This is a genomic window from Planctopirus hydrillae (genome assembly GCF_001707835.1).
GTDB classification, from domain to species: Bacteria; Planctomycetota; Planctomycetia; order Planctomycetales; family Planctomycetaceae; genus Planctopirus; species Planctopirus hydrillae.
Genome location: NZ_LYDR01000046.1, coordinates 11,669 through 35,486 on the forward strand (window position 1 = coordinate 11,669; position 23,818 = coordinate 35,486).

A 23,818-nucleotide genomic window follows, 5' to 3' on the forward strand; every position below is an offset into this window, starting at 1 on the left:
CTGTTAAGGCATCCAGACCTGCCCTGTTTGCCACGAGACAGTCAGGCTCAGACTCGTTTCGGATGCACCGCTTCCATGAATGAGCGTGATCTCAGTATCGGCACTTCGAGTCGGCCCCGTGCCTCCAGTCGATGCGAACGGAATATTCGTTACAGTCCGGTTTTCTACAGGAACCCTGACAGACTTGAAGCGCACTCCCGCCGCCTGTGACGAGCGGCTCTGATATCTGGCCATGGGCACCACATAGCCACTCTGCGAACTTCCCGGCGGAGCCAGCGGATCGATCAGCAGAGGAACTGTCGCTGTCCCTGTGTGCACAATTCGATAATTTTGACCCGTCAGATCAAACTGAACTTCATAAGTCGTGTTCTGATCAATCGCCAGTTGCCGGGCCAGACGAAGATCAGCCGCCAGCCTGCGGGCGGCCACCGGCAGCATTTGCTCTCCCCAGGACTCCATGGCGGAAATCCCCACAGAGGCCAGAATCCCGACAATCACAATCACGATCAGCAATTCCACAACCGTATAGGCTTTTCGGGCAGGTCGTGGAGAGCGGGTACTTTTCATGGGAGAATCTCCCGCGAAATGACCAGCCACTGATAACCCGGAGTCCCCAGGCCCGCGATCATTCCACCTGCTGGAGTGATCGTCGAGGCGCGCAGCATCGGGAGTGTGGTCACTTCATTCACCACAGGGAGATCATGCAGATGAAGTGTAGGTTCGATGTTCTGTGCGAAAGTCGCCTGGTAACTTCCTAACCAATTGACATTCGCCGGGTTGGAAAGCCATCGGGTCAAAGTCATCTCGGCTTGACCGGTCGCGGCCAGAAGGCTGTTGGTCTGTTCCCACTGCGTTCTAAGGAGTGTCCAGCTTAATGAGCTGAGATCCCAATGTGAGGCACGATTAAAATTCGCCGTATCGCCCCAGAGCCTGCCGAGAATACGAACTTCTGCCTGAGGAGTACGTGACATTCGCCAGGCCACGGGGCCCGTCGTGGTGACTTGACCGGCAACCGTAATTCTTCGGGCGTTTTTATCAACGGAAACGATCGGCAGAGTACGACCTGTCCCACCCGTGAATAACGTCATCTGATGTCGCCAGCCGGAATTGATGGCGTCGAAGTTCACGTCGTCGTCAATTCGAATTGAGGAAAATGGCTGAGTACTGACGGAAGCTGTCGCCAGAGTTCCCGTGAGGCCTATGGCGGTGCTGTTTGTGCGTAGTCTCCACGAGGCCCCGGCACCAGTGATCGTTCTTGTCGCCTGGACAAAACCTTCGACATGGCAAAAGCATTCGCGGTCGAACTCGACAAACTGCGCCATCATGGTTGGCAATGTTGTCGAGAGAGCACTGGTTCGAAGATCCGCTGGCAGCAAGTCTGTCAGCCGGGCAGGAACGATGATGTTATTCGTGCCTTCAATGGTGATTCGGCCAGTGGCGATCAACGTCCCCACAATCGTGGTGTTCCCCTGAATACGAAGATCGCCCTGTCGAATATAAATGCCCAAAGGATTGGCGGGCGTAGGACGTAATTCACTCCACGAAATAGAACTTCCCAGCGTCTGTGCGTTGTAAACAAACCCTTTGTCATACAGGCGATACTGGCTCCACGATGACACCGAGAATGTCGGCGTCGGCGGATGAGTCGAACTGAGCTCGACGGGCACACCAAGTAATGCAAGGCTTTCCGCCACGCTCGATTGATTCGCCGAGGTGGAGTTCGAAAAGACGAATTTCTGGGCAAACGGATGCGGGTATTTCTCGATGTTGCTCAGCGCCCCAAAATCCTGAGCCATATGCTGCAGGTAGATCTGCCGCGTGGAGGTTGACCACAAAGGATCGCCAAAAATCACGGGTCGTCCTCGAAGCCACAGGGGGCCTTCGACACGATTGCTGGGATCAACGACGAGAGCACTGCTGGAGTTGGAAGCCAAAGTTATCGAATAAGGCCGGGTGCTGATCGACTCATTCGAGGGTGGATTCCAATCGGCAGGCAGACTGGTGCTGGAACCCGGAAGTTCCACGCGAGGACGCATTTCAACAATCAGTCGAATTGTCTTTTGCGAGGGGATCGAGTTATTACCTGCCGGCGTGAAGCGTCCTGTGCAGCGAACTTCCACACGCAGCAGTTGCGAGAGGGTCGAGGCGGTGACCGTGACAGGATGAAAGGTTGCTTCGTAACTGGCCGTCCCTTCGGATGTTTGCCACAACGGCCCCGACAGTGACTGATTCACCCCCGCCCAACTGGCGGAGTGCATTTGTCGCAAAGTCAGGCGGGCGGCTGTCTCTGCAGCATCTTCCGCATGCCGGTTCCCAATCGAGTTATTCGTCACTCGGGTCGAGATGGCCTGGGTTTCCAGAAAAGCCAACGTCACTGCACAAGTTAACCCCAGTGCCACGACCACCATCAGAAGTGCGGCCCCCTTGCGGGCATGCTTAATGCCCGGCACTTCCTCATGCCGGCCCATCGATCGAAGAATCTGTCTCACTCTCATCGGGTTAACCCCCTTCATGAAGCCAACTTTTGAGAGCAGAACCCACAAACAAATTCACTCCCTGACTTCCCGACAACAGTCCAGACGAGGCACTGTTCGTGCCTCCATTTGCCAGCGAAACTGCGGAAGAGGCTTGCGGATCAATCGCGATCTGCCACGAGATGTGGCTGACGCGTTGACCCGCTGAGTTCGAACAGAACCCTCCATACCAGGGAAGTTCTTTCCAGGCCTGGCTCCCTCGAACCGCCGATGCCAACTCATCAGGCGAGGGAGATTGCCGAAGTTGAAAGCGGATCGCTCCGCGTAATGCAGGCGCACTCGGATTGCCAGTCAACTCTAATGGAGTGATGGCCAGCCGAGTGATGATTGGCAGCCTTCGCGCAGAAGGTGAAAGGACAGCTTCACGAATTGTGGCTGCGAAGTTGGCAGCATCAAATGACACTGTCTGAGAATCCTCAGGGAACGTAACTTCCACCAACCGGCGGGCAGTGGTTTGTAAGGGAGAGCTTTCCGACTGGGATTCGAGGACTGGAACGGGAGCGGCATCCCAGGTGTAGACCACCAGTTCACTCAACAGTGGTGTTCGATTGGGAAAGTCGCCCCCCGCCAGATTGCCATTCGAACCACCACTCCACAGGACCAGCAGATCGCCTGAAGAGTTTGCAGATAGTCCTGCGGAACTCCATTGCTCGATGACAAATATTCCAGGTTGCCTGACGCCTGATGTATCGCGATAGGTGGCAGCTTGCCGAATCATCCAGTTCAAACGCTGATGGAAGGCATCGGATTCATGTCGTGCCCTTTCCATCGATTCGCTGAACGTCCAGGCCGTATGCACTGCCAGCGAAAGTGATCCAATTACAGCGCTGAGCAGTGAAAAAATCATCATCGAAACCAGCAGTTCGGGAAGCGTAAATCCTCCCGGACGACGGGCTCGAATCGTCGAGAACAAACGGGTTCCCGGAAGCCTGCAACAAGTTTCCAGTGCATTGAGATCAGGGGGCGGGAGGAACATAAGCCATGATCCTCACACTTTGAGTTATGATCGGGGCGTTCGCTAAACTTGGTGGCAAAGGCCCGCTTTGCATCGAGCCAGTTTCTGAGATGGCGAGTGGTGCCGTCAGTTCTCGCACACGAACTGTCACCCGGCGGAAGCCTGTCTCGCTGGTCGCCACTGACCAGGTCGAACCTGTCCCTTGCTGGATCCGCTCAACCACGACTTCCTGTACAAAACGGTTCATCGCTGGAAGATCTGGCGGTGATGTGCCGTTATCGATGAATGTTGCCGATGGATTCAGTGCCAGATGACCCAGGAGCCGTCCTTGTCGATCTGCCGGCGGAGACTGAATATAACCGGCATAGTCGTCAAGATCGTTGAATTCCTGACGACTGGGCACTGTTCCCATGGTTCGAATTGTGGGCCGGGAGTCGGCCAGAAGTGGGAACCTCACTAACGAGATTTCATCCATCAGTTGTTGACAGATGCCTCGCGCGACAGTGGTCGAGATGGCACTGGAAGAGGCTTGCCCCAGCCCGTACACCACCTGCACAAGGGCTGCACAAGCCATCGTCGTGACAGTGACAGAAACGAGGGCTTCGATCAGAGAGAAGCCGTTTCGCGGGGTCATCTGACACTCGAGTGATGGGGGTTTGGCTGAATCCATGGTTAGCCACTGTGTGAAAATGATGGATCTGCAGTTTGATGGCAGGTCGTCAGAAATGTCGCCTGGACATCATGAAAACGGAGAACGCGGCAAGGTCCCCTCGAAGCTCCTAGCTCCTCCTTGCCGCGTTCTTTCGTAGTTGGTTATCGTCTCGTCAGCTCGCTCATTGCTGTGGCGTTGTTTGCATGTTGGAAACATAGGACATGGTTGGCGTGTGTCAAAAAAATTTGCAAATCGACTCAGGAATCCAGAAGTTGCGACATCCCGACGCCTTGAGTTTTCTGGAAGCCGTGACATGGTTGATCAGATGACGCAACAGCTTTGCATGAAACAAAAATTCTCTGTGCAACATGCTTGCAACTGTGTGCCATGCTTGCGGTACTGAGGTGTCCATTACACACCACCTGGTCTTTGAGTCCACCGTCGGGTGGCCCGACCATCTCGTGGTCGGGTCGTCGTACTTTGTACGATGACAAGAAGCCGCGCCATGCGCATGCCCTGCCACCACACTTGACTTCGTCTTGGCTGGCACATTCTTGGGTGGCACGACCCTGAAGGCTCTGCGAAAGGGCGTGGTCTTTAGGCTTTTTCCACTTCATGTTTTTGTGGCAGAGATCGGATGTCTTCATCCACCTCACGTTTCAAGGTCTGCCAGTACAAATTCTTCTGCGACATCCTTTCATGGCACGACCTGGGGGCAAACGAGGACGTTTGACCCCAGCCACCCCGTTTTTAACCACGCAGTCTCCAGCCACACTTCAGATCAAAATGAATGCAGGGTTGTGTGTGAAATAGACAGCGTCTCGAAGCAAGCATGTCTTCTTAACCAACAACGCACTGTAGTTTTCTGCGAGACGTATCACTGGGTCGGATGACAACAGCCAACTCCAACCTGGAGATCGAGTGCCAGATAAAAAACACATGGCGCGAGTTCGATGTGTTGTTGTTCGTTCAGCGAACACTTGAGGCTGTTCAGGAAACGGTGTTAAGCCTGCCGAGTTATGCCAGAGGGAATATCTGCGTTAAGGGGTTCAGTTGTACTGTTCGATGGGATTGCACCGCGTGGATAGAATCAACAGGCGAGTGATTTTGCGAGTGTGGTCTGGCGACGCCCTGACCTGCGTGCTGTAATGAATTATCGAGTCGATCGACTGGCCGATCTGGATGAACTCTCTCAAGACAAGAGACGTATTTTGAGTAATGCTGCCCCCGGGCCATTTGAACGTGCTTTTGCGAACCGAGATCTGTTTCGAGGTGCGGCTCGATCCGGTTTATTCTGGTCGCTCGCATCGGCTGTACTCACGCTCCTGCTGGTGGCTGTGGCGGGTTTAATCCTGGGTTTGTGCATTCATCACGGCAAACTCTTTCTGGAACTCGATGGCCCGGCTGCCAAGCAACTGGAAAAGCTGGCTGGTGAGCGGCTGATTCCCCCAGAATTCAAAGCGATCTCAGAGCTGCCCCCTTTCGACATGACGCTCAATCCCTCAGCCTCTCCTCCACCACTGATTCCGATTATTCGCGATGACACCGGGATTTTGCCCACCGTCTGGAACCGTCGAAACTACTGGTATGGCCCGGCTCTGGCCTGGTGCTACCAGTCGATCATGACCCTTCAATCGACAGTCCCGGCACTGGTGACATTGTTACTCAGTGGTGCTGTCCTGACTCTGCTGCGGATGGGTTGTATCGGACAAGTGAAACTCAGTGCCCGCAAAGCCGCCCTCGAAATGAGTGCCCAGATGCGGAGGAATATCTATCGCGCCAACCTGCGATTGGGAGTGGAAGATATCGAAGGCCACACGACACAAAGGGCTCGTCGGATTTTTGTCCAGGAAATTGAAAGCCTGCAGAATCTGCTGTTCGAGTACATCGATCGAACCTTGCGACTGCCGGTTGAGATCGTGGTCATGCTGGCCGCACTGTTGCTGATCAACCCCCTCTTGACGATTGAATGGTTACCACCTTTAGCATTGTGCTGGTATCTGCTTTCACAGGGAAATGCTCGTGCCCAAGCCGCAAGGCGACTGGCGGCGGATCGTGGCAATCATGAGCTGCAGGTGATGGCCGATGGTCTCAATCGTTCGCAGCTCATTCGCAATTATGGGCTGGAACAGACTGAGCAGGAAGCGTTTCTCAACCACCTGGATCGATACACTCAGAATATGAAACTGAAGGCCCGTGCTCAGGATGACGCACTGTGGCTGAGGATTTTCGTCTACATGGCGGTTGTCGCAGTCATGGTCTTCCTGCTCTTCATTACGCTGGTACAACTGGCCATCGATTCGCCATTACTCTCCCTCGCAGATGTGCTGGTCTTCCTCTCGGCAGCAGCGGCACTCATGTATGCCGCGCGAGAGCTGGCCCGTGTCCCGGGGATTCGTCGACAGGCCGCAGAGATCTCGACACATATCTTTCAGTACCTGGATCAGATTCCTCAGGTCAGTCAGGCTGTGGGTGCCAGGTTCCTGAATCCACTGAGCAAGCGTCTGCAGATCGATCAGGCGACCTATAAAGCTCCGAATTCCGATCAGGAACTTCTCGATAAGCTCGATCTGATTATCGATGCCAATCACAAGTATGCGCTGGTGGGAATTAACGAGCTGGATGCCCGGGCTGTGGCCATGGCCATTCCTCGATTTATTGAATTGAAATCGGGGCGAGTGCTGATTGATGGTGAAGATGTCGCCTGGGCGACATTGGAATCTTTGCGTTCAGAAATCATCTTTGTGACTTCGAACGCGGCGGTCTTTCCGGGCACGATCCTCGATAACATTGCTGCCGGTGGAGAATTCACACTCCAGCAATGCACAGATGCCGCCAAAGAAGCTCACGCTCATCAGTTCATCGTCGGATTGATGAACGGGTACGAAACAGTGCTTGATCCGCGCGATCATCAACTTAGTGAAGGCCAGATCTTTCAACTGGCTCTGGCGAGAGCACTGGTTCGACGCCCGGCATTGTTGATTATCGAAGAACCTGAGGCGGCTCTCGATGACGATACGAAAGCCTTGCTTGATGACACTTACGACCGGATCACCTCCGGTCGAACTGTGATCTTTCTGCCACAGCGGCTGGCCACACTGAAGCGAGTCGATGAGATCATCGTGCTGGGGCAAGGCCGCGTTGCTGCGCAGGGCCCGCATAGCGTGCTTGTCAAAGAATCGCCGATTTACCGTCATTGGGAGTACCTGCGGTTCCACGAATTCCGTCATCTGAGTGACTCCGGCCGATAAGTGAGCCCGAAAGCCAGATGAACCAGGGTACTGAAACATCTTCGCCCATGGTGCGCACCGAGTGGATTTGTCATAGTTCCCACAGGCCGATTTCGTCGCGATGAACCTATAAGTCTTCAGGATCAAAATGTCTGCGCGCCATTCAACCGGGATTCCAGAACTTGATCAGCTACTGGGTGGTGGCCTGATTCCTGGAACATTGACAGTCATTCTGGGTGCGACCGGGATTGGCAAAACCCAACTGGGAATTCAGTTTGCCGATGCCGGAATTCATCAGGAAGGAGCACCCGGCTGTATTGCTGATCTCACCACGCGCGGTGATTCCCAGAATCATCTCGCTTATGCAGCCCGCATGCGCGACTGGCAACTCAAAACAACAGACAGTGCTGAAGGCAATCAAGCGGGTGAGAACCTGCTCTATGGGGCCGGGGTCTTTCAGCACCTGGAAGATCGCGCTCAGTATCTGAATCTGCTGGAGATGACGGGTCGCCGGGTGACTCGTGAATCGACCACGGCGGAAGAATGGCAGGATTGGAAAGCCGAGTGGAACCATCGCCTGGAACGGGCTATTGCCTTTTTCTATCGCAATTTTGTGGGTGGCACCCGCCGCTGCGTGATTGACGGTATCGAGCCAGCGGCCAGGTCGGCAGATTCCCAGCAGTTCGAGATGTTTTCCTACATCTATCATCAGATATTACGCAAGGATCATGACTGGCTGGCCCGCGACCTGTTCCGCATCCGCTATCGAGAGCTGGAACCATTGGTGATGCAGCATGCCTACGAGACCAGCCAGATCTCATGTCTCCTGCTGGCAACTTCGCACGAAGTGATGCTCGAAGATCTGATTCGTCGTCCCATTGCGACTGGTGATGAACTCTCGAACGCGAACACGATTATCCTCATGGGGAAAATCCACGAAGGAACCCGCATGTCGCGAGCGCTCTACGTCGCCAAGCATCGCGGCAGTCCTTGCGAAGAATCGATTGTGCCCTACACGATTACTGAGTCAGGCCTGAAGCTGCATCCTTCCCGTTGATGATCTCAGTGATCATGCTTGAAACATGCCTTGTCGTTCCGTGACTTCGCCATGATGGGTTATTCCGAACGCTGAAGCCTTTGCAGATAAGTGGCCAGTGCTTCTTTCCAGCCTGGCAATTCGCCGTACCTTTGAGTGAAGCGAGAAGTATCGAGCACGCTGTAACCTGGCCGGTGGGCCGGGGCATTGAATTCGGCTGTGGTGATCGGAGTAACTTCGGTGGTGAGGCCTTGAAGAGAAAAGATCTCACGCGCCAGTTGAGCCCATGTCGTACTCCCGGTATTCGTGATATGCCAGATGCGTGACGTGAGACTGGTGGTCGGTTCAAAAGGTTCGGGATCGTCCAGAAGAGAACAGATGGCCTGCGCGACGTCTTGAGCCGATGAAGGCGTACACCACTGGTCATCGACCACCTTAAGCACAGGCCTTTGCTGAGCCAGCCTGAGCATCGTCTGAACGAAGTTTCCTTTACCTTTCGCTGGTCGCTCTCCATAGAGGCCACAGGTCCGCACCACGATGCTCTGCGGGCAGGCTTCAAGTGTGGCCTGTTCGCCAGCCAGTTTGCTGCGTGCGTAAACCGAAACGGGCTGCGGTTGATCCGTTTCCCGCCACGGCCTCGCATGAGCCCGATCGATGCTCTGGCCAAACACATGATCGGTGCTGATATAGACCAGTCTGGCACGATTCGCTGCGCACCATCTGCCGACATGACCCGCACCGGTCGCGTTGATGGCAAACGTATTTTCGCTCGTCGATTCGGCCACATCGACCTGAGTCTGAGCAGCACAGTTGATCACAATCTGCGGATGAATCCCCGAGAGCACCGCATCGACCTGGGCAGCGTTGGTCACATCGAGATCTTCTCTTCCCAGGATCGAAAGCGATCTGCCTGAGTCGGGTGCCAGGAGGCACTGAAGTTCGAAAGCCAGTTGACCCTGGCCACCTAAAATCGCGACAGAATCCACCATGGGTACAAAAACTTTCAACAAAGATCCCACAATTCTCTCGGGAGATACAGCCATCGATTACGTGAGGAAGGCATGACTTCGCCCGGCACATCAAGAATTCATCACGCGGTGGAAATCATCATGGGCAGCGAAGCAAATCGCTCCTGATGGCGATAATATCAGGTGGTTCGTTTCACCAGAATGTGAATCCTTTGCAGAGCAAAAACTCCAGGCAATGGGTTCCGCCGGCAAGGTCGTTCCGTCTGTCCTAATGAGCTGTCAGCAAGGTTGCCTATGTCGCTGAATGACCGCCCCGATGACGCGTCACAAGAAAAGCCAACAGGTTTTGGAACAGGCCACGGTTTTCGGCCCGTAGTCCCTCAGGTTGTCTCGCCACGTGCGGTTCAAACGCGCGAAGAATATCTGGCGGCTCTGGAAAATGGTGAACGCTGGATTGAGATGGAAGAAGGAACGTTCTTACGTCAGGACCCTCCCGACGAAATGCATGGCAACATCATTCGTAACCTGACAGCCGCTTTGGGCCCTTCTCTGAAAAGTGACGCCAAGTCGATTCCCTGTTTTGAACTGCCACTCCTGCTCGAAGAAGAGCGATTGACGATCCGCATCCCTGCGATCAGTTTTTATCCACCGGCAACAGGATTTGCTGTGATGGATGAGTTGATGACCACCGAGATTCCAGTGCTGGTTGTGGAAATTGCCTCATCGAGACTTCGCCGGGATTCGATGTCGGCTCGGGTGAAAGGCTATCTGCAAAAAGGAGTTCAAGGCGTCTGGGTCATCGATCCCGTCACCCGGCATGTGCATCAGTTCTCGGAGGGTCTGCCTCCGAAAATGATCAAAGAGACCGAGACGATGCATGGCTACCCTTACTTTGAAGACCTGCATCTGCTGGTGATGGATCTCTTTGCTGATCCCGTCTGGCTGAGAAGCTCAGGGAGCTGAGGAGACTGACACCTCGCACGCACGTCTTACCTGATCGGTAAACTTCAGCAAGTGGGTATGCCCGGTACGACTGTTCCTATACCTACATCAGGCAGGATGGACGACTCCTCGTCGTGTTGTTGCCTTCTCGGTGAAAATTGCCGCTTTTTGGCAATTGATTCGATCGATGAAGTTAAAGAAGTCGCAGGTGTGAGCCGGGTCTTTATTGAACCCTAGTTTCCCCTTGCGGCTTGGAACAGCACGGATGGCGTATGCTGCGAGAGCCAGGTAGGGCGTCTGTTGGCCTGAAGATCTCGGCATTGTTGATCCCTGCTCCGCCCTGACCAAGGGTCTCATGGAAGGTGAGCATAATGCTGAGCTGGAATTGGCGTACAGGTGGCTGGCGAACACGGAACTGGTCAGTTCTCTGCGCTGGAACTTTGCTGGCAACCACAGGCTGCTGCTCGATTTCCGTCGGGCCTAAAGTTTGCAACACACCGGCCTGCGACAGCACCTTGCCCGCTGGAACATCGGCTTCCTGCAACAGTGATGGTGTCGTGGCTCCCACGTGGCAATCGCCTTTGCCCGATGTCAACATGCAGCCACTGCCTCCCGATGCGAACTTATCTCCATCGCCCTGGCAAGGTGGGCACACACCACCATCACCTGAGATGTTGCGTGAAGAACCTGCCACCACGCCCACGCCTCTTTCCCCTGTCAAGGATGATGTACCGCCATTGCCGGGAGTTGGGGCCAAATCGAAAGTGCATCCGGAAGCTGATCCTTCAGCACCTAAGAAACTCCTTGATCAGGCCAAAGACTGGTTACCCACATGGCCTAAACCCAAACCGATTCCTGAACCAACTTCGACCACACAGAAACGATCATGGAAGGATCGATTCCTTCCGTATCGATCATCTCCCCCATCCACGGTGGCAAGCGCTGGGGAATCTCGTGTAGCGAAGACGACTGATCGCACGACCGAGGAAGTGATTGAGCAAGTGACAGGGGACGCACTGGAAAACTTCCAGGGAGATCTGGGTCTGGCCGAGAGCACAATTCTGACAACTTCGCAGTCTGTCGCTTTGACAAAAGGGCGCGTGGATTCAGAACGGTACGAATCTGCACAGTTGACGAATGAGGGACCTTTAATGATCCCTGGCCAGGTTGAACTTCCAGCCGCTTTGCGAACCAACCCACTGATGCCTTTGGATTCCGAGCCAGCGTCAACAGAGCTGTCGATTCAACTGGGTGATATTGAGTGGATTGAGGAGATCGAGGCGCCCAGACACATCCCGCAGGCACATTCGGTCGCACAGATTCAGCCCGTCGATCAGACTCAGCCTGTGATGCAGAATCAGGGACCTGAAGCGGCCATGCCTCCATTGCCTCACTTGCCCTCTCTCGAGATACCAGCCGCACTTCCGATACTCAAAGACTCCGCTGTGAGTCAGGGGCTGGATGCGGGAGCAGCATTCAAACAACCTGCGGGCGAAACCCCTGCCCCACTTCCTCGAGTGTTGCCGATGATGGCAGGAAGTGCCCGTCCGCTCCCCGCGATTGTGCCAGCCACCGCTCCGACCGCGAGTGAACCCAAAGTCGCCGTTTGGCCACCACTCCCTGTCAACATTCAACCCCATGTCCCTCGCTAAGCGAACTGGTTCGCTGTGGAGGCACACTGGCTGATGCCTTATCGACGTTGCCACAGGCCCCGATGGATCACCCAGCCATCCTGCCTTTTGCGGCGTTCAAAGCTGGTGTGATAATCGTCATCGTGCTCCGCGGCTTTCTCAGGTGCTGGCGGAAGCGAGACAAACAGCGGGTGATTGTCCATCAACCCTTTGATGACCACAAAGTAGTCTTCCACATCAGTCCATGAGTGGACATGCCCCCCGGGCATGACTATCCGGGCGAGAAGATCGACAAACTGATCGTTGAACAATCGCCTGCGCATATGCTTTTTCTTCCACCAGGGATCGGGGAAGTAGACATGTGCAGCGGTGACAGAAGCTTCGGGAAGTTTTTTCGACAGAACTTCGCGAGCATCTCCCCCCACAATGCGGGCATTAGGTTGCTTACGCCGGACCAGGCGTCTGGCAGCTCTCCGCGCTTCCTTGAAATCGAGTTCGAGACCGAGAAAGTTTGTGTCGGGCCTGGTGGTTGAGGCTTTGAACATGAACATGCCGCGACCACAGCCAATATCGACTTCCAGCGGGGCCGGCGTGGTGAAAAATGTCTGCGGATCAATGGCCGGGCCAACATCTTCCACGGTCTGAAACCAGGGCCTTAAATCTTCGGCGGGCGGCCGACGGCGAGGTTCAGGGACGACCGGGCCATCAAAGATCACATCGTCAACATTCATAACGTGAGCATACTATCCACAAGTGTGGAATGAAAAGAGAACTTGAGAATCGACAATACAAGGCTCTGTATTGCCGAGATCAATGCTTCGAAGGGATGCAAACACTTTCGTTGTCTGGTATTCGCCGGATCAGCATGGGCGGCAGGCACTCCGGGAAGGGAAGCACTCAATCGCAGTGAACGCTGGCAATCCAGGATCCATCAGACCAGCGATTCACTGGCATCGCTGGTGGTTTTGGCCGGATCCTTCTCGATAGGAACACCAATCATCTGGCCACTGTAGACCATCTTCTGGCCCACAAAGCCCTGAAAATCGAATTCGGCCCGCTTGCCAGTTCGCAGTCGAGTCAGCTTCGCCATAATCAAAAGGCGATCTCCCGGCACCACGGGTGCGCGGAAACGAACTTCGTTCATGCCGCCAAAACCCAGGAAATCACCATCCAGCAGACGGTACTTTCGGGCGTAGAAGCCAGCCAGTTGAGCGGCACATTCGCAGAGAATCACCCCGGGCATCAGGGGGAAGCCAGGCATGTGGCCACGCACCCAGAACTCCTGATCGGTCACTTGTTTGTAGCCGATGATGCCGTGCCCCTCAGTATCGACATACAGAATGGACGTGAGCTGCTCCATTTCGAACCGCTGGGGGTTAATCTCCCGAATCTGTTCGAGGGTAAAAATGGGGCGGTCGAAATCAACCAGGTCCATACTGTAGATGGATGGTGCGGGCATCGCGAAACTCACTATCCGTTGAAAATCTGCCAGAGTTAACCCAGTTCCCTTTCTTGCGAAGAGATCTGGAATAACGAAATTACTCGATCAACTAAGCCATAATGTCCAGAATCTGACGGGGATTCGTCAAGAGTCGGTCAGGTTTCTTCGCGGGATCTCGAAAATCTTCATTCGAAGCGATCAATCCTGACTTTTCTACAGCGTAAAGAATTGTCTTGAAATGCGAGGTTTTCGCTGCCGCCAGAACTGGCATGCGGGAGCTGACAATCGCCACACGATCCGACTCAAGTCCATGGGATTGCAGGCTTTTCGCGAATTTCTCCCAGAAGCTCGGCGACACCGCCCGCATGCCTGTCTGCCAGGAAAGCTGTCCCCAGTTTTCCCTGAGGGTGGAAATGGATGCTGATTTCCTCAACATGCCCAGAGTCAGTTGATCGACAGTAAAAGGTTGTCCATCGCCAGCCAGAGTTTGAGAAATCGGTGACAGTTCGAAGGTCCGGGCGATCTCTTCCGACACTTCCCAGCCTTGTAATGACGCTTGAAAGAACCACGCGATTTTCAAACTCAGTTCATCCAGATCGCCATAAATCGATTCGTCATAGCTGTAACTTTTCTGTTCGAGCTTCCCGAGGACTTTTCGCCAGTAACTGGCCATGTTCGGGTCCGGAGTTTCCCCTTTTTTGACTTTGGCCTGCAGCTTCGAATCTTCGACAATCTTCTGATAGATCTGCCACAGATACTCCCATGGCGCGCCAGGTTTGCGCGTCATGCTGTTCCACATATTGAACTCTTTAAGCGTTTTATCGAGGGCGATCTCCATGCGGAGCATTTGTGGCACAATCGGTTCCAACTGACCATCGGCAATCCGGATCAGCGTCCCATAAGGATCCCACGCAATGAGCTTCAGCCCCGCCAGAGGCTTGATCGAAGGCGTGGCTTTGATCTCCTCGATTTTGGGAGGAGCAGGCCACCGTCGCGACGGATCATCGAGCATCTGCATGTACTGAAGCAGCGATTTCGCCATATTCAACCGCAAGAACTGAATGAAGAGTTTGTTGGCACGATCGTAAGGAGGCGTTACATGAAAGCTGATATCAATCGATGTCTCAGAGCCAGCAGGCGTTGTGATCTACCGGGAAATGCCTGTTTCAAGCCAGCGAACCTTGTAGACCCCCAGCTTTCCCAATGGAACCTGAGTGATGCCCACCGGAGGTTGCCCATCGATACGTATCGATTCCTGACCAGCCTCAGTCATCGTGATGGAGACAGGCTGGGTGAACAGACCCATCGAATTGCTCCACCAATGCTCCTCACTCGCCTGCACAAACAAAGTTTCCAGTTGCTGGCCATTCCGCCGAAAACTGACGCATTTCATATGCTGATAATCGCCCAGAACAGGATGCTTGCGGAATGACTTTGTATTCCGGTCGAAAAGATAGACATGATCGTGAGTTGTGATACTCAGATCCTCCGAATCCGGCACAGGTTGCAGATCATGTCCCCCTTCATCGGGAAGCGCATAGGTTTCATCGAGACGCAGTGCCAGTTTGCCATCGCCATCAGTCGTTAACTCGTAGCGATTCAATTCGCGAAAACCGATCGCATAAAGCCTCTGCCGCTGATGATCCCAGACAACGCCATGAGCCGAGTACAGCGGGGTCTCAGCTTGCGGCTCGTCCCCTTTCGCCAGATCAAAGACCACCAGTTTATTGCCCGCTTTGGCGGTACTGGCCGCCACAACGAGTCGATTGCCTGGCAAAGGTTCAATCGAATGGGCATTCGCGACCGTGGCTGACCACAGGACCGTCCCTGTGGGAACCTGGGGCGTGGCCACTCTTTGAATCAAGGCGCAGCCACCACCCGACGAGGTGACCAGCAACTGTTTCCCGCCATCCACCAGCTTGATTTCATCCGTTGTGCCAAACTGCTTCTGCCGAACAACTGGCAACTCCTCGCGACCAATCGCTTTCCAACTCCAGAGTGCTGGAGGAAGTGCCGACTGAGCTTCATCGACAGAAACCTTGTTCAGATCAAATAGAGCGATTTCTGCAAAACCGGCTGTGAAGATCTGCCGAATTGGACTTTCCGCAGCGGGCTGATCATTGGCCGACAGGCTTTCAAAAAAACCACAAAAACATACCAAAAAACACGTTACAAACAATAAACAGGTCATCCCCTGGAATCGAAACTCGGCTTTCATGATGATCCTTACCGACACAACAACATCCGGGCCAGACAAAAGCCAAAGGGCGTTTGAACGACTCGTCTCGTCGTGTCCTGCCTCAGACAATTTGTGTTTTAAGTCCTGAAATGAAACCAATTTATGAAGAATTTAACTTCACAAGAACACCCGCAGTCTCCTATCTTAGCGTAAAGAGTCGTGCGGAAGGACTGGAATTCCCCGCGAAGGTGAGAAGCTCCGCCACGGGAAGGTCTACAAAGGGCCAGCGGTGCTGGCATTCGCTTGCACGCACAGACTGTCTGTTTTACCCATGTTACAACGACGCCAGTTTCACAGACGTCGAAATGCCGAACATGTCTTCCTCTAGTTGTTTAAGTAAGCTAAGACAGTACTTATCCAACCGGCCGCGTCGCCAGACATCAACACTTCGTGATGGGAAGATCTTTACGGATTTGACCAACAGGAAATTCGGGCATGAGCAGTAATTTCTTCGACCGTCGCGACCCTTGGGGCCACGGATACGGAGTTTACATTTTTCTGCTGATGCTGTTTCTGATTCCACCAGCCTTGTGGGGTCTCAAACAGACAAACCTGCAGAATGACGTTGAAAACTGGCTCCCTTCAGATGACCCGCAACTGAAGATCCTCAAGTGGGCCCATTCACGATTTCCGGTCGAAGATCGCATCTTCATCACCTGGGATTCCAGTTCCCTCAGCGATCCTCGCATTGCACGCCTCGCCCAAAAACTCGAGGGGGTGGCTGATGCCGAAGGCATTCGCCGTGATGGCATGAGCTGCATCTCCCGGGTTGTTCAGCCGGCGACTGTCTTGCGATCGATGATTGAAAACGGTGTCGAATTTCATGAAGCCGTGCGCAGGCTCGAAGGCACGATCATTGGTGCCGGGCCACTCAAGCTGCGGTTAACACCCGAAGGCCGCAATCGCTTGCGGACGACAGAACGTCAGCTTGCCGAAGCGATTCGCGAAAAATTTCACATTGATGTGACCATCCAGCCTGCGATGTCGGATGCGGTTTCCGCAGCGACTCTGGCTTCTGTTTCCGTCGAAGCCTCCGCACCTTCACAAGTAACCATGGCCAAGGCCGAAGGTGTCGATCAGGAATCGGCCAACGTCCTGGCAACAGCCGTCGATGCCGACGGAACCGAACCAGCGACAACACCCACGATTCTTTCGCCACAGGGTGAACTGCTTGAAGAGGCTTCTCACACCCACGATTTACAAATCTCGTGGAATGGCCTGCGACTCGGCCACCCCCAAACCATCGAGATTGCCGAGTGGCTGACCAGCCTCCAGAGTAAGCCCACGCGACCCAACGAAGTGGTTCACCCCCTCGTCGAGCAGGCGTTCTTTATTCCAGGTTCTCCCGTCGCTCTGGCGGTGAGTCTTTCCGAAGCAGGGACAGCCGATCGTAAGGGGACACTTGCTGCCATTCGGCAAGCGGTCCTTTCTTCAGGTATTCGCGAAGATGAAATGCATATCGGCGGCTCGGCTGTCGTGGGGACAGAACTCAATGGAGCTGTCTCCCGCGCTGCCTGGGATGAATCGCAGCCCTGGCGATTCCCGCATCGAAAATCAGTACTGCTGTTTTCGGCTCTGGTAGGAACAGCCCTCGCGTTTGTCATGCTCAAGCGCGTCAGTCAGACGATGATTGTGCTGTTTGCAGCCATGTACGTCCCTTTTCTCACTGCCGCCATTGTTCCTGTGACGGGTGGCAGCATGAACATGGTGCTGGTGGTCATGCCATCTCTGCTGATGGTGCTGACACTCTCCGGTGCGATCCATATTGTCAATTACTACAACAAATGTGCAGAAACCAATCCTTCGCTCGCACTTTCCGAAGCCTTTCGACATGCTGCCATGCCCTGCTTTCTGGCAGCTCTTACAACCGCCATTGGCCTGTTATCCCTCGTGACCAGTCCACTCTCTCCCGTGCGGGATTTTGGCATCTATTCCGCAGTCGGCATGGTCGTTTCACTGGGCATGATTGTGTACGGCGTCCCTTCGCTCTTACAGCTCTGGCCCGATAAAGTGGCTCCTACAGCCGAGACAAACTCCAATGCCTGGCGCTGGCTGGGTAACAAGCTCGCCTCAGGCACCAACCTTCAGTTGGCTGCCTGTCTGTCGCTCAGTCTCGTGGCAAGTTACGGCCTCGTCTTCTTCCGGACGGAAACCAAGGTCATCCGTTACTTCCCTGAGTCATCGCGTGTTGTGCAGGATTATCGAGCGATTGAAAATCATCTCGCGGGGATCACACCGGTCGAGGTCATTGTTCGCTTCGACGATGTCGCCCAGCAGCAGACCAACTTTCTGGAACGTATGGAAGCCGTTCGAGAAGTTGAAGCCCACATCAAGCGGCACCCCGAGATCAGCGGAGCCGTGGGGCTGGCCGACTTTCTGCCCGTGAGTGAGAAGCCCGAAGCAAATGCTTCCGTCCTCGCGAATGCCCGCTACAACAAACGGGCGAACACGATCGAGCAGAAGATTCGAGATGGTGAAATTCCCGGTTCAGCATCGTTCTATACGATGGCCGAATCAGGTCAGGATCTCTTCACCCCCGGAGATTACAAACTCAATCGCCCTGGCGACGAGTTGTGGCGCATCACAGCCCAGGTCTCGATTCTTTCACCCATCGACTATGTGCAGGTCGTCGACTCTCTCAATGGCACCACTCAGGAAATCCTGAAGCTGCACCCCGGTGCCATGCATGTCGTCACAGGCACGGCTCCGCTGTTTTTAAGAACTCAGCAGGCTGTGCTGGAAAGCCTTATTACCAGTTTCGGACTCGCTTTTGTGCTGATTCTGGCAGTGATGGTGGTACTCCTCAAAAACTTCATGGCCGGCCTCGTTTCAATGATCCCCAATGTCCTGCCCATTTTGGTCGTCTTCGGACTGATGGCCTGGTTTGGCCAGCGGGTGGATATCGGCTCCATGATCACCGCCTCAGTCGCGCTGGGAATCGCCGTCGATGGCACACTCCATTACATCGCCTGGTTCCAGAAGCAGATGCTGGCCGGCCAAACCCGCAAAGAAGCTGCCATTCGAGCTCTCGAACATTGCGGCCCCGCCATCTGGCAAACCAGCGTCGCAGTGAGTCTCGGCCTGCTCGTACTCATGCCCTCGGAACTCCTGCTGATCAGCCGGTTTGGCTGGTTGATGGCCGCCCTGGTTGCCGTCGCCATGATTGGCGACCTGATTCTGTTGCCATTGTTGATGCTGTCACCCATCGGGCGAATTCTGGAGCCAGTCGCGTCAGCAGAAACACAGGAGATTCTCGAAGCCATCGAGCCAGACACCCTGCCAGTAGCCGCCACCACCATGCGCCTGGCACCCGTGATCACACCCTCGGATTCCCGATAACGATGCCACCCCTTACCGAGGAGCGGCGGGTGGTTGGGGTTGAGTCTTCGAGCCCCCAGCGTACTTAGGCACGAGTTGGGGCTTTGCAAAGATGCTCAACCTCTGCCGTGTGCCATGATTGCAGCTCCGGGCAAGCATATCTTCATGACCGACCACGCCCCGTTGTTTCCCGCGAACCGTATCACGTCGCACATCGAATCCCAAGCATGCGCCATCCCTCAAAATCGGGGGCTTGCTCCGTGATCAAAAATCTGCTCCAAGCGAAAAATTGATTGTCACCTTTCCATCCGATCGGAGATCTTCGATAGGAAGCGGTTTCCGTGGAGAGATGATCACATTCTCGCTCGTTGACCGAACTCCTGCTGTGCAGATTCCTCGATACGCATGCCCTATCACACGGTGAAGGCTCGACTCATGAACAGACCACATCGAAAGCTCTTCTCCTCTCGGCTGGACAGTTTTTCCGGGGTCACGGCCCTCATACTATTGGCAATGCTCGGGATGAAAACTCTCAGTCAAGCCGGGGAGTTACCCGATCCGGCTGATCATCTCCCTCCGAACATTCAGCGGTTGACCTGGTTTGGCGAACGAGCCGACTGGCGGCATGACGGGGAGCGGTTTGTTTTTCTGAACCGCGCCTACGGAGATGTCTACGAGTACGATCTCAAAACCGGCCGTATTCTCCCCTGCACAGATCACTTCAAACATCACGGGTTTGTTCGTGCACACTATCTCGCGAATGGCGATCTCTTGCTTTCTGGCCCGCAAACGACCTTTGATCGAACCGACCCCAAGGCCCGGCAGCAGGCCCGCGATGCGAGCGAACTTCTGGTGCTCGATAAGAGCTTCACCAAGCCACCCGTCGCCTTGGGGATTCAATGTAACGAAGGGCCGGCTGTCTCACGAAAGTCCATGAAAATCGCCTGGACTCACGGGCATCAGGATCACATCTCCACGGGCGAAATTGTCATGGAAGGTGCTTCGCCTGAGTTGATGAAGCCGGTATTAAAGAACCGCCAGCTCGTTCTGAAAACACAAGACTTTCCTGAAGGTGAACGCCCCCGGCAATGGATCGAAACGCAGAACTTCGTACCCGGAAATGAAAACCTGCTCACAGTGACGGCTTATGAAATTCAGAACACAACCAACACCGAGACCTATCTCCTGGATTTGAATTCGGGCAAGCTGACGAATCTTTCCCAGACAGCCGACCGTTATGAAGAATGCGAAGGCGTCTTTCCCGATGGACGCTGGACACTGGTCGAAAGCAGCGAGTTTTTGAATGTTCGCTGGCCACTGGTCGACTTGTACAAGCTGGCACTCGACGGCTCAGGAACAAGACAACGTCTCACGCACTTCACCGACTTCAAAGGCTGGAAAGGAGCCGAGGGAGTGGTCAGTGACGACGGTCGGTTTCTTCTCTTTCAGAATGGAAAATCCGGTCAGGAAAGCGGCGTCGGTTTTGGGATCTTTCTCATGAAACTCGACGACCAGCCACGCTAGCTCGCCGTTGCGTTCGAATTCTCAAGCCCCCTCCAGCCTGCCACTGCTGGCTTACCAGCAGTGCTCCTGTCACTGGGCAGCAAAACACTCCCTGACACGATCCTGCTCTACCGCACTGCTTTGGTGTATGCTTCCAACATCGAACACATGCAGGATATTACTGGTTGTACGTCTGTGGGCTATCAGTGTGCCGGAGGAAGAGAGGGTATCGTTTCCATGAGAGATGCCGCTCGATTTGCTTGCGAATTCCAGCAGGACATGCAGAGTTTGGCGACACGACCACAGAACTCCTGCGGCTAATCCTCCCCGGAACAATTTGAACTATCAAAAAAGACCGTGTGCTGGCACTAGAAGTCATGTGAAAGAAAATTGGATCAGGACAGCCTCAATGATCAAAGCGACGGTAAACTCTGTCTATGAAATGAATAAGATTACTGATGATCCTCGCTTTGAAGGCTTTGTATTAAGTTCCCAGCCTTCATTGCTCGGCCGAGATTGCCTCGACGATGACCTCACTCCTGGTTTCGCCGACGCAGAGTCACATCTTGACTGGAAACAGCCACAACTATCGCATTTATGGAAGCCTGTCGTGGCTGAAGGAAGAGTTACTGATTTTAATGACTACCCGTGTGTCGACATGACGCTCCCAGCATTTAGCCAACGTGCCGTTGACGCGTTGTCAGACTTATTGGAGCCAAATGGTGAGTTACTTCCATTGGTTACAAAGACAAGCACGACGTTTTATTTATATAATATACTTAGAGTTTCTGATGCACTAGATCGAGGGTTGTCTGATTGTACGTTCTTCTGTTCTCCTCCCACAACGGCAGTTTCGATTGACTTTTTTGCATTTGACAAGAACAAACTTGTGGAACATGCAATCTTTCGGATCCGCGAACTTCCATCAAGTGTGTTTGTCACGAATATTTTCGCCGAAAGAATCGCCCTGACCGGATTGAATGGGTTTGACCTCACTCAGGTTTGGCCTCTTCCGAAGGGTGTAAACTGGAGATTGAATCGCAAAGGCAACAGAAATCATCTGAAAGAATTGAAGAACAACCCAGTGATTGTGGTCTTAAATCTGCCTCTCAGAACGATCCATTCGGAACAATTACGAGCATTTGAAGACAGTATGGACGTTACACTCAGAGTAAAAAAGATTTCTGACAAATATGTAGGCTGCTATGAAGGGAGCGAATCTCTTCCGGAGGAATTCCGAATGTTTTTCAGCTGCCCCGATGCCGATGTGCTATTTGCAACACTTCTAGAACCTATCAGGCAACTTAACTGGCCAGAAAAGATAACAGTATTTAAACGATATGGAACAATCTACGATAAGATGGCAGAAGAATCGTATGTTATCGTACAATAACCGCTTTTTTTTACAACTTGCAGGCAGAGTGGCCCAGACGTGGCTTTGAACGTCTGGGTGACGACCGTCACAAGCAACACCCTGCGAAACCAACTGCGTGACAATGGAGTGCATGAGACAACCCTCCCTCTCCTTCTGCTCTCAATTCCCTTGGTATCGACACAGGCTAATTCCCAAAACGCAAAGTCATAAATGCCGCAAGGTGGCACAGGTTGACCGTCTGCGGACTAGCTGTGAGAATGCAGCCGAAGAGGTTTCGTTTTCATAGGACCTGCCTTCTGTGTCGTCGGGTATTTCCTGTGACGCTCGTTTCGAGAGTCGACAGGGCCAGAGGCATCCTCTAATTTCACCACCCCCTTAGAAATCGCGATTTCAACCGGGGACAACCTAAGAGACTTCAACGACTCCATCGACCTATTCATACCATCCAACGCGTGGTTCTTGTCGAAACCATAGCGGTGGTGCCTCATTCGCGCCATGCATCGCGAGATGTGTAGTGTCGTCGGTACACCGTACAAAAAATCGCTTTCCATCGTAATTCGCACGCAGCTTCAATTTGCCACCACATTGGGGACATTGCAAAAAGCGGAAATCGCCCTCCGAACAGCCTGACTGCAATACCTCACGAATACAATCGTATTTCGCATTCATTTCACTATCGTCTATACTCATATCCACAGTTTATTCCCCGCGTATCGGTAGCCAAGCAGCGTGTGTTAAGGCTTTGCACATTCCACCAACGCGAACTACATCACCTCGAACCATTGGGGCTGTCCAGACGCAAGTACTTCGACTATCCATACTCCCGGCGACTCGACAAAATCGGAATGTATGTGCTTGAAGAACACAACGGCCCATGTCCCATCGATAAGCCGGGCCTCGACTTCCCGAACCTCGGACACTGGCGCTACGGTGATGAATAACTGCCATGCGGCCTCGATCGCCTGCTCACGGCTTACCATTGATCCCCCTCCATCGCCGGAAAATTTGAGATCACCGGATGCGGTCCGTCAGGTCCGCCGGGTGGCCCAGACGTGGCTTTGAACGTCTGGGTGACGACCGTCACAAGAAACACCCTGCGAAACCCGGCTGCGTTACAATTGAGTGCAGGAGACAACCCTCCCACGCCATCGGCTCGCAATGCCCTTGGCCTCGCCGCAGGCTAATTCTCACAGCACAAAATGATCAATCCTGACCTCTTTGATTTGAGATGCTAAAGCAAGTCAGTCGCTGAAAATGCCATTTAGCGAAGTCTGTTCTGGAGTTCGCGTATGAATTCTGGAAGTCTATCGAGTGTCGTTTCATCGCAACCGTCGGTTTTGGCCCGTGTCAGTATTTCACACCAAAGTCTCTCTTCGGCAGAGCCGGATATGAAGGAGTCACCATGAGCACCCGGCAATTCACCCTCGGAGACCCAGAGATTTAAGTATCCATTCTTTTCCGATGGATGATCCCAAGGCGCAACATCCAAGAAGAGCGAGAAAAATTGCCCCCCCCCCCCATTTCGAGTACGGCTCCATATGATCCTCCGTCGCGAAAGATATCACACCATTTCACTCGCCAATGGCGATCTTCTGAATGCATGCGAACTTCCTTGTGGACGAACAAACCCGTTCCGCAGCGGCAGGTAGGTGTTGGAACTAGCAATTTATCAAATACTATATGGACTTGCCGTCTGTTGCATCGCCTAATTCCGCTATTTCTCTAGGGGATCAATGGCCGAAAATGTTGCTGGAGCAATTGGTACAGTGACTCGTCAGGAATGCCCGCTGCTTCACAACAGTTGAGAAAGTGCCACGCACCCTCGTACCACCGGTTGGCGTCGAACCGGACCCCTAATCCAGTCATGGAAACCAGTAGCCCGCACTGCACAGGCCACGGGTCAGTCTCGGCCCGGCTCGATCATAAGTCGAGTCTTTGGCTCAGCAACGCCTCCCGATGCAGGCGGAGTTCGTTTCAACACTCTGGATGACCGG

At 53.8% G+C, this 23,818-nt stretch carries 16 protein-coding genes; 7 read left to right on the plus strand and 9 right to left on the minus strand.

The genetic code is table 11. The annotated features are described in order from the left end of the window. Positions 1 to 3: 3 nt before the first annotated feature. From A6X21_RS06165 to A6X21_RS06180, 4 genes are read right to left on the minus strand one after another with little or no spacing between them, the layout of a single operon-like run. Positions 4 to 567, minus strand: a complete 564-nt coding sequence (locus A6X21_RS06165) for a pilus assembly FimT family protein (protein ID WP_068846743.1) — start codon at positions 565 to 567, stop codon at positions 4 to 6. Further along, positions 564 to 2,495 carry a hypothetical protein gene (locus tag A6X21_RS06170; protein ID WP_068846744.1) on the minus strand — a complete coding sequence of 644 codons (1,932 nt, stop codon included), beginning with the start codon at positions 2,493 to 2,495 and terminating at the stop codon, positions 564 to 566. Before A6X21_RS06170 ends, A6X21_RS06165 begins: the two co-directional genes overlap by 4 nt. Positions 2,496 to 2,499: 4 nt before the next feature. Then, positions 2,500 to 3,510, minus strand: a complete 1,011-nt coding sequence (locus tag A6X21_RS06175; protein WP_068846745.1) for a PulJ/GspJ family protein — start codon at positions 3,508 to 3,510, stop codon at positions 2,500 to 2,502. Beyond that, a complete protein-coding gene (locus tag A6X21_RS06180) occupies positions 3,491 to 4,123 on the minus strand; it encodes a type IV pilus modification PilV family protein (protein WP_131818211.1) in 633 nt (210 codons plus the stop codon). Before A6X21_RS06180 ends, A6X21_RS06175 begins: the two co-directional genes overlap by 20 nt. Positions 4,124 to 5,256: 1,133 nt before the next feature. Between A6X21_RS06180 and A6X21_RS06185 the strand changes: the two genes are divergently transcribed. Both A6X21_RS06185 and A6X21_RS06190 read left to right on the plus strand, forming a co-directional pair. Then, complete coding sequence (locus tag A6X21_RS06185; RefSeq protein WP_131818212.1) at positions 5,257 to 7,392, plus strand: ATP-binding cassette domain-containing protein; 2,136 nt, start codon at positions 5,257 to 5,259, stop codon at positions 7,390 to 7,392. A gap of 127 nt (positions 7,393 to 7,519) precedes the next feature. After that, entirely contained in the window at positions 7,520 to 8,428 is a 909-nt protein-coding gene (locus tag A6X21_RS06190; RefSeq protein WP_068846748.1) for an RAD55 family ATPase, read from the plus strand. 59 nt (positions 8,429 to 8,487) lie between these two features. On the opposite strand, the gene rfbD is transcribed toward A6X21_RS06190, so the two are convergent. Next, complete coding sequence (rfbD, locus tag A6X21_RS06195) at positions 8,488 to 9,396, minus strand: dTDP-4-dehydrorhamnose reductase (RefSeq protein WP_068846749.1); 909 nt, start codon at positions 9,394 to 9,396, stop codon at positions 8,488 to 8,490. 273 nt (positions 9,397 to 9,669) lie between these two features. Between rfbD and A6X21_RS06200 the strand changes: the two genes are divergently transcribed. Then, a complete protein-coding gene (locus tag A6X21_RS06200; protein ID WP_068846750.1) occupies positions 9,670 to 10,338 on the plus strand; it encodes a Uma2 family endonuclease in 669 nt (222 codons plus the stop codon). A gap of 350 nt (positions 10,339 to 10,688) precedes the next feature. Further along, positions 10,689 to 11,969 carry a hypothetical protein gene (locus A6X21_RS06205; protein ID WP_068846751.1) on the plus strand — a complete coding sequence of 427 codons (1,281 nt, stop codon included), beginning with the start codon at positions 10,689 to 10,691 and terminating at the stop codon, positions 11,967 to 11,969. Positions 11,970 to 12,007: 38 nt separating this feature from the next. Here A6X21_RS06205 and trmB read toward each other — a convergent pair whose 3' ends face one another. From trmB to A6X21_RS06225, 4 genes are all read right to left on the minus strand, one after another. Beyond that, positions 12,008 to 12,679: a tRNA (guanine(46)-N(7))-methyltransferase TrmB gene (gene trmB, locus A6X21_RS06210; RefSeq protein ID WP_068846752.1), complete on the minus strand. Its 672-nt coding sequence runs from the start codon at positions 12,677 to 12,679 to the stop codon at positions 12,008 to 12,010. Between the two features lie 200 nt (positions 12,680 to 12,879). After that, entirely contained in the window at positions 12,880 to 13,407 is a 528-nt protein-coding gene (locus tag A6X21_RS06215) for a 3-hydroxyacyl-ACP dehydratase FabZ family protein (RefSeq protein WP_068846753.1), read from the minus strand. Positions 13,408 to 13,498: 91 nt separating this feature from the next. Beyond that, complete coding sequence (locus tag A6X21_RS06220; protein ID WP_068846754.1) at positions 13,499 to 14,431, minus strand: hypothetical protein; 933 nt, start codon at positions 14,429 to 14,431, stop codon at positions 13,499 to 13,501. Between the two features lie 105 nt (positions 14,432 to 14,536). Further along, positions 14,537 to 15,607 (minus strand): DUF6528 family protein, encoded by a 1,071-nt coding sequence (locus A6X21_RS06225; protein ID WP_068846755.1) that lies wholly within the window; start codon positions 15,605 to 15,607, stop codon positions 14,537 to 14,539. A gap of 456 nt (positions 15,608 to 16,063) precedes the next feature. Between A6X21_RS06225 and A6X21_RS06230 the strand changes: the two genes are divergently transcribed. The 3 genes from A6X21_RS06230 to A6X21_RS06245 all read left to right on the plus strand — a co-directional run bounded on the left by A6X21_RS06230 (position 16,064) and on the right by A6X21_RS06245 (position 21,842). Further along, positions 16,064 to 18,967, plus strand: a complete 2,904-nt coding sequence (locus A6X21_RS06230; protein ID WP_068846756.1) for an MMPL family transporter — start codon at positions 16,064 to 16,066, stop codon at positions 18,965 to 18,967. 414 nt (positions 18,968 to 19,381) lie between these two features. Next, entirely contained in the window at positions 19,382 to 20,470 is a 1,089-nt protein-coding gene (locus tag A6X21_RS06235; RefSeq protein WP_068846757.1) for a TolB family protein, read from the plus strand. A 388-nt stretch (positions 20,471 to 20,858) separates the two neighbouring features. Beyond that, positions 20,859 to 21,842, plus strand: coding sequence for an imm11 family protein (locus A6X21_RS06245; RefSeq protein ID WP_068846759.1), 984 nt, complete (start codon positions 20,859 to 20,861; stop codon positions 21,840 to 21,842). The last annotated feature ends 1,976 nt before the right edge of the window (positions 21,843 to 23,818 follow it).

Coding starts and splice junctions, on each gene's coding strand:
- A6X21_RS06165 (WP_068846743.1), bottom strand. CDS start 567: ATGAAAAGTACCCGCTCTCCACGACCTGCCCGAAAAGCCTATACGGTT.
- A6X21_RS06170 (WP_068846744.1), bottom strand. CDS start 2,495: ATGAGAGTGAGACAGATTCTTCGATCGATGGGCCGGCATGAGGAAGTG.
- A6X21_RS06175 (WP_068846745.1), bottom strand. CDS start 3,510: ATGTTCCTCCCGCCCCCTGATCTCAATGCACTGGAAACTTGTTGCAGG.
- A6X21_RS06180 (WP_131818211.1), bottom strand. CDS start 4,123: ATGACCCCGCGAAACGGCTTCTCTCTGATCGAAGCCCTCGTTTCTGTC.
- A6X21_RS06190 (WP_068846748.1), top strand. CDS start 7,520: ATGTCTGCGCGCCATTCAACCGGGATTCCAGAACTTGATCAGCTACTG.
- rfbD (WP_068846749.1), bottom strand. CDS start 9,396: ATGGTGGATTCTGTCGCGATTTTAGGTGGCCAGGGTCAACTGGCTTTC.
- A6X21_RS06200 (WP_068846750.1), top strand. CDS start 9,670: ATGTCGCTGAATGACCGCCCCGATGACGCGTCACAAGAAAAGCCAACA.
- A6X21_RS06205 (WP_068846751.1), top strand. CDS start 10,689: ATGCTGAGCTGGAATTGGCGTACAGGTGGCTGGCGAACACGGAACTGG.
- trmB (WP_068846752.1), bottom strand. CDS start 12,679: ATGAATGTTGACGATGTGATCTTTGATGGCCCGGTCGTCCCTGAACCT.
- A6X21_RS06215 (WP_068846753.1), bottom strand. CDS start 13,407: ATGCCCGCACCATCCATCTACAGTATGGACCTGGTTGATTTCGACCGC.
- A6X21_RS06220 (WP_068846754.1), bottom strand. CDS start 14,431: ATGGCGAAATCGCTGCTTCAGTACATGCAGATGCTCGATGATCCGTCG.
- A6X21_RS06225 (WP_068846755.1), bottom strand. CDS start 15,607: ATGAAAGCCGAGTTTCGATTCCAGGGGATGACCTGTTTATTGTTTGTA.
- A6X21_RS06230 (WP_068846756.1), top strand. CDS start 16,064: ATGAGCAGTAATTTCTTCGACCGTCGCGACCCTTGGGGCCACGGATAC.
- A6X21_RS06235 (WP_068846757.1), top strand. CDS start 19,382: ATGAACAGACCACATCGAAAGCTCTTCTCCTCTCGGCTGGACAGTTTT.
- A6X21_RS06245 (WP_068846759.1), top strand. CDS start 20,859: ATGATCAAAGCGACGGTAAACTCTGTCTATGAAATGAATAAGATTACT.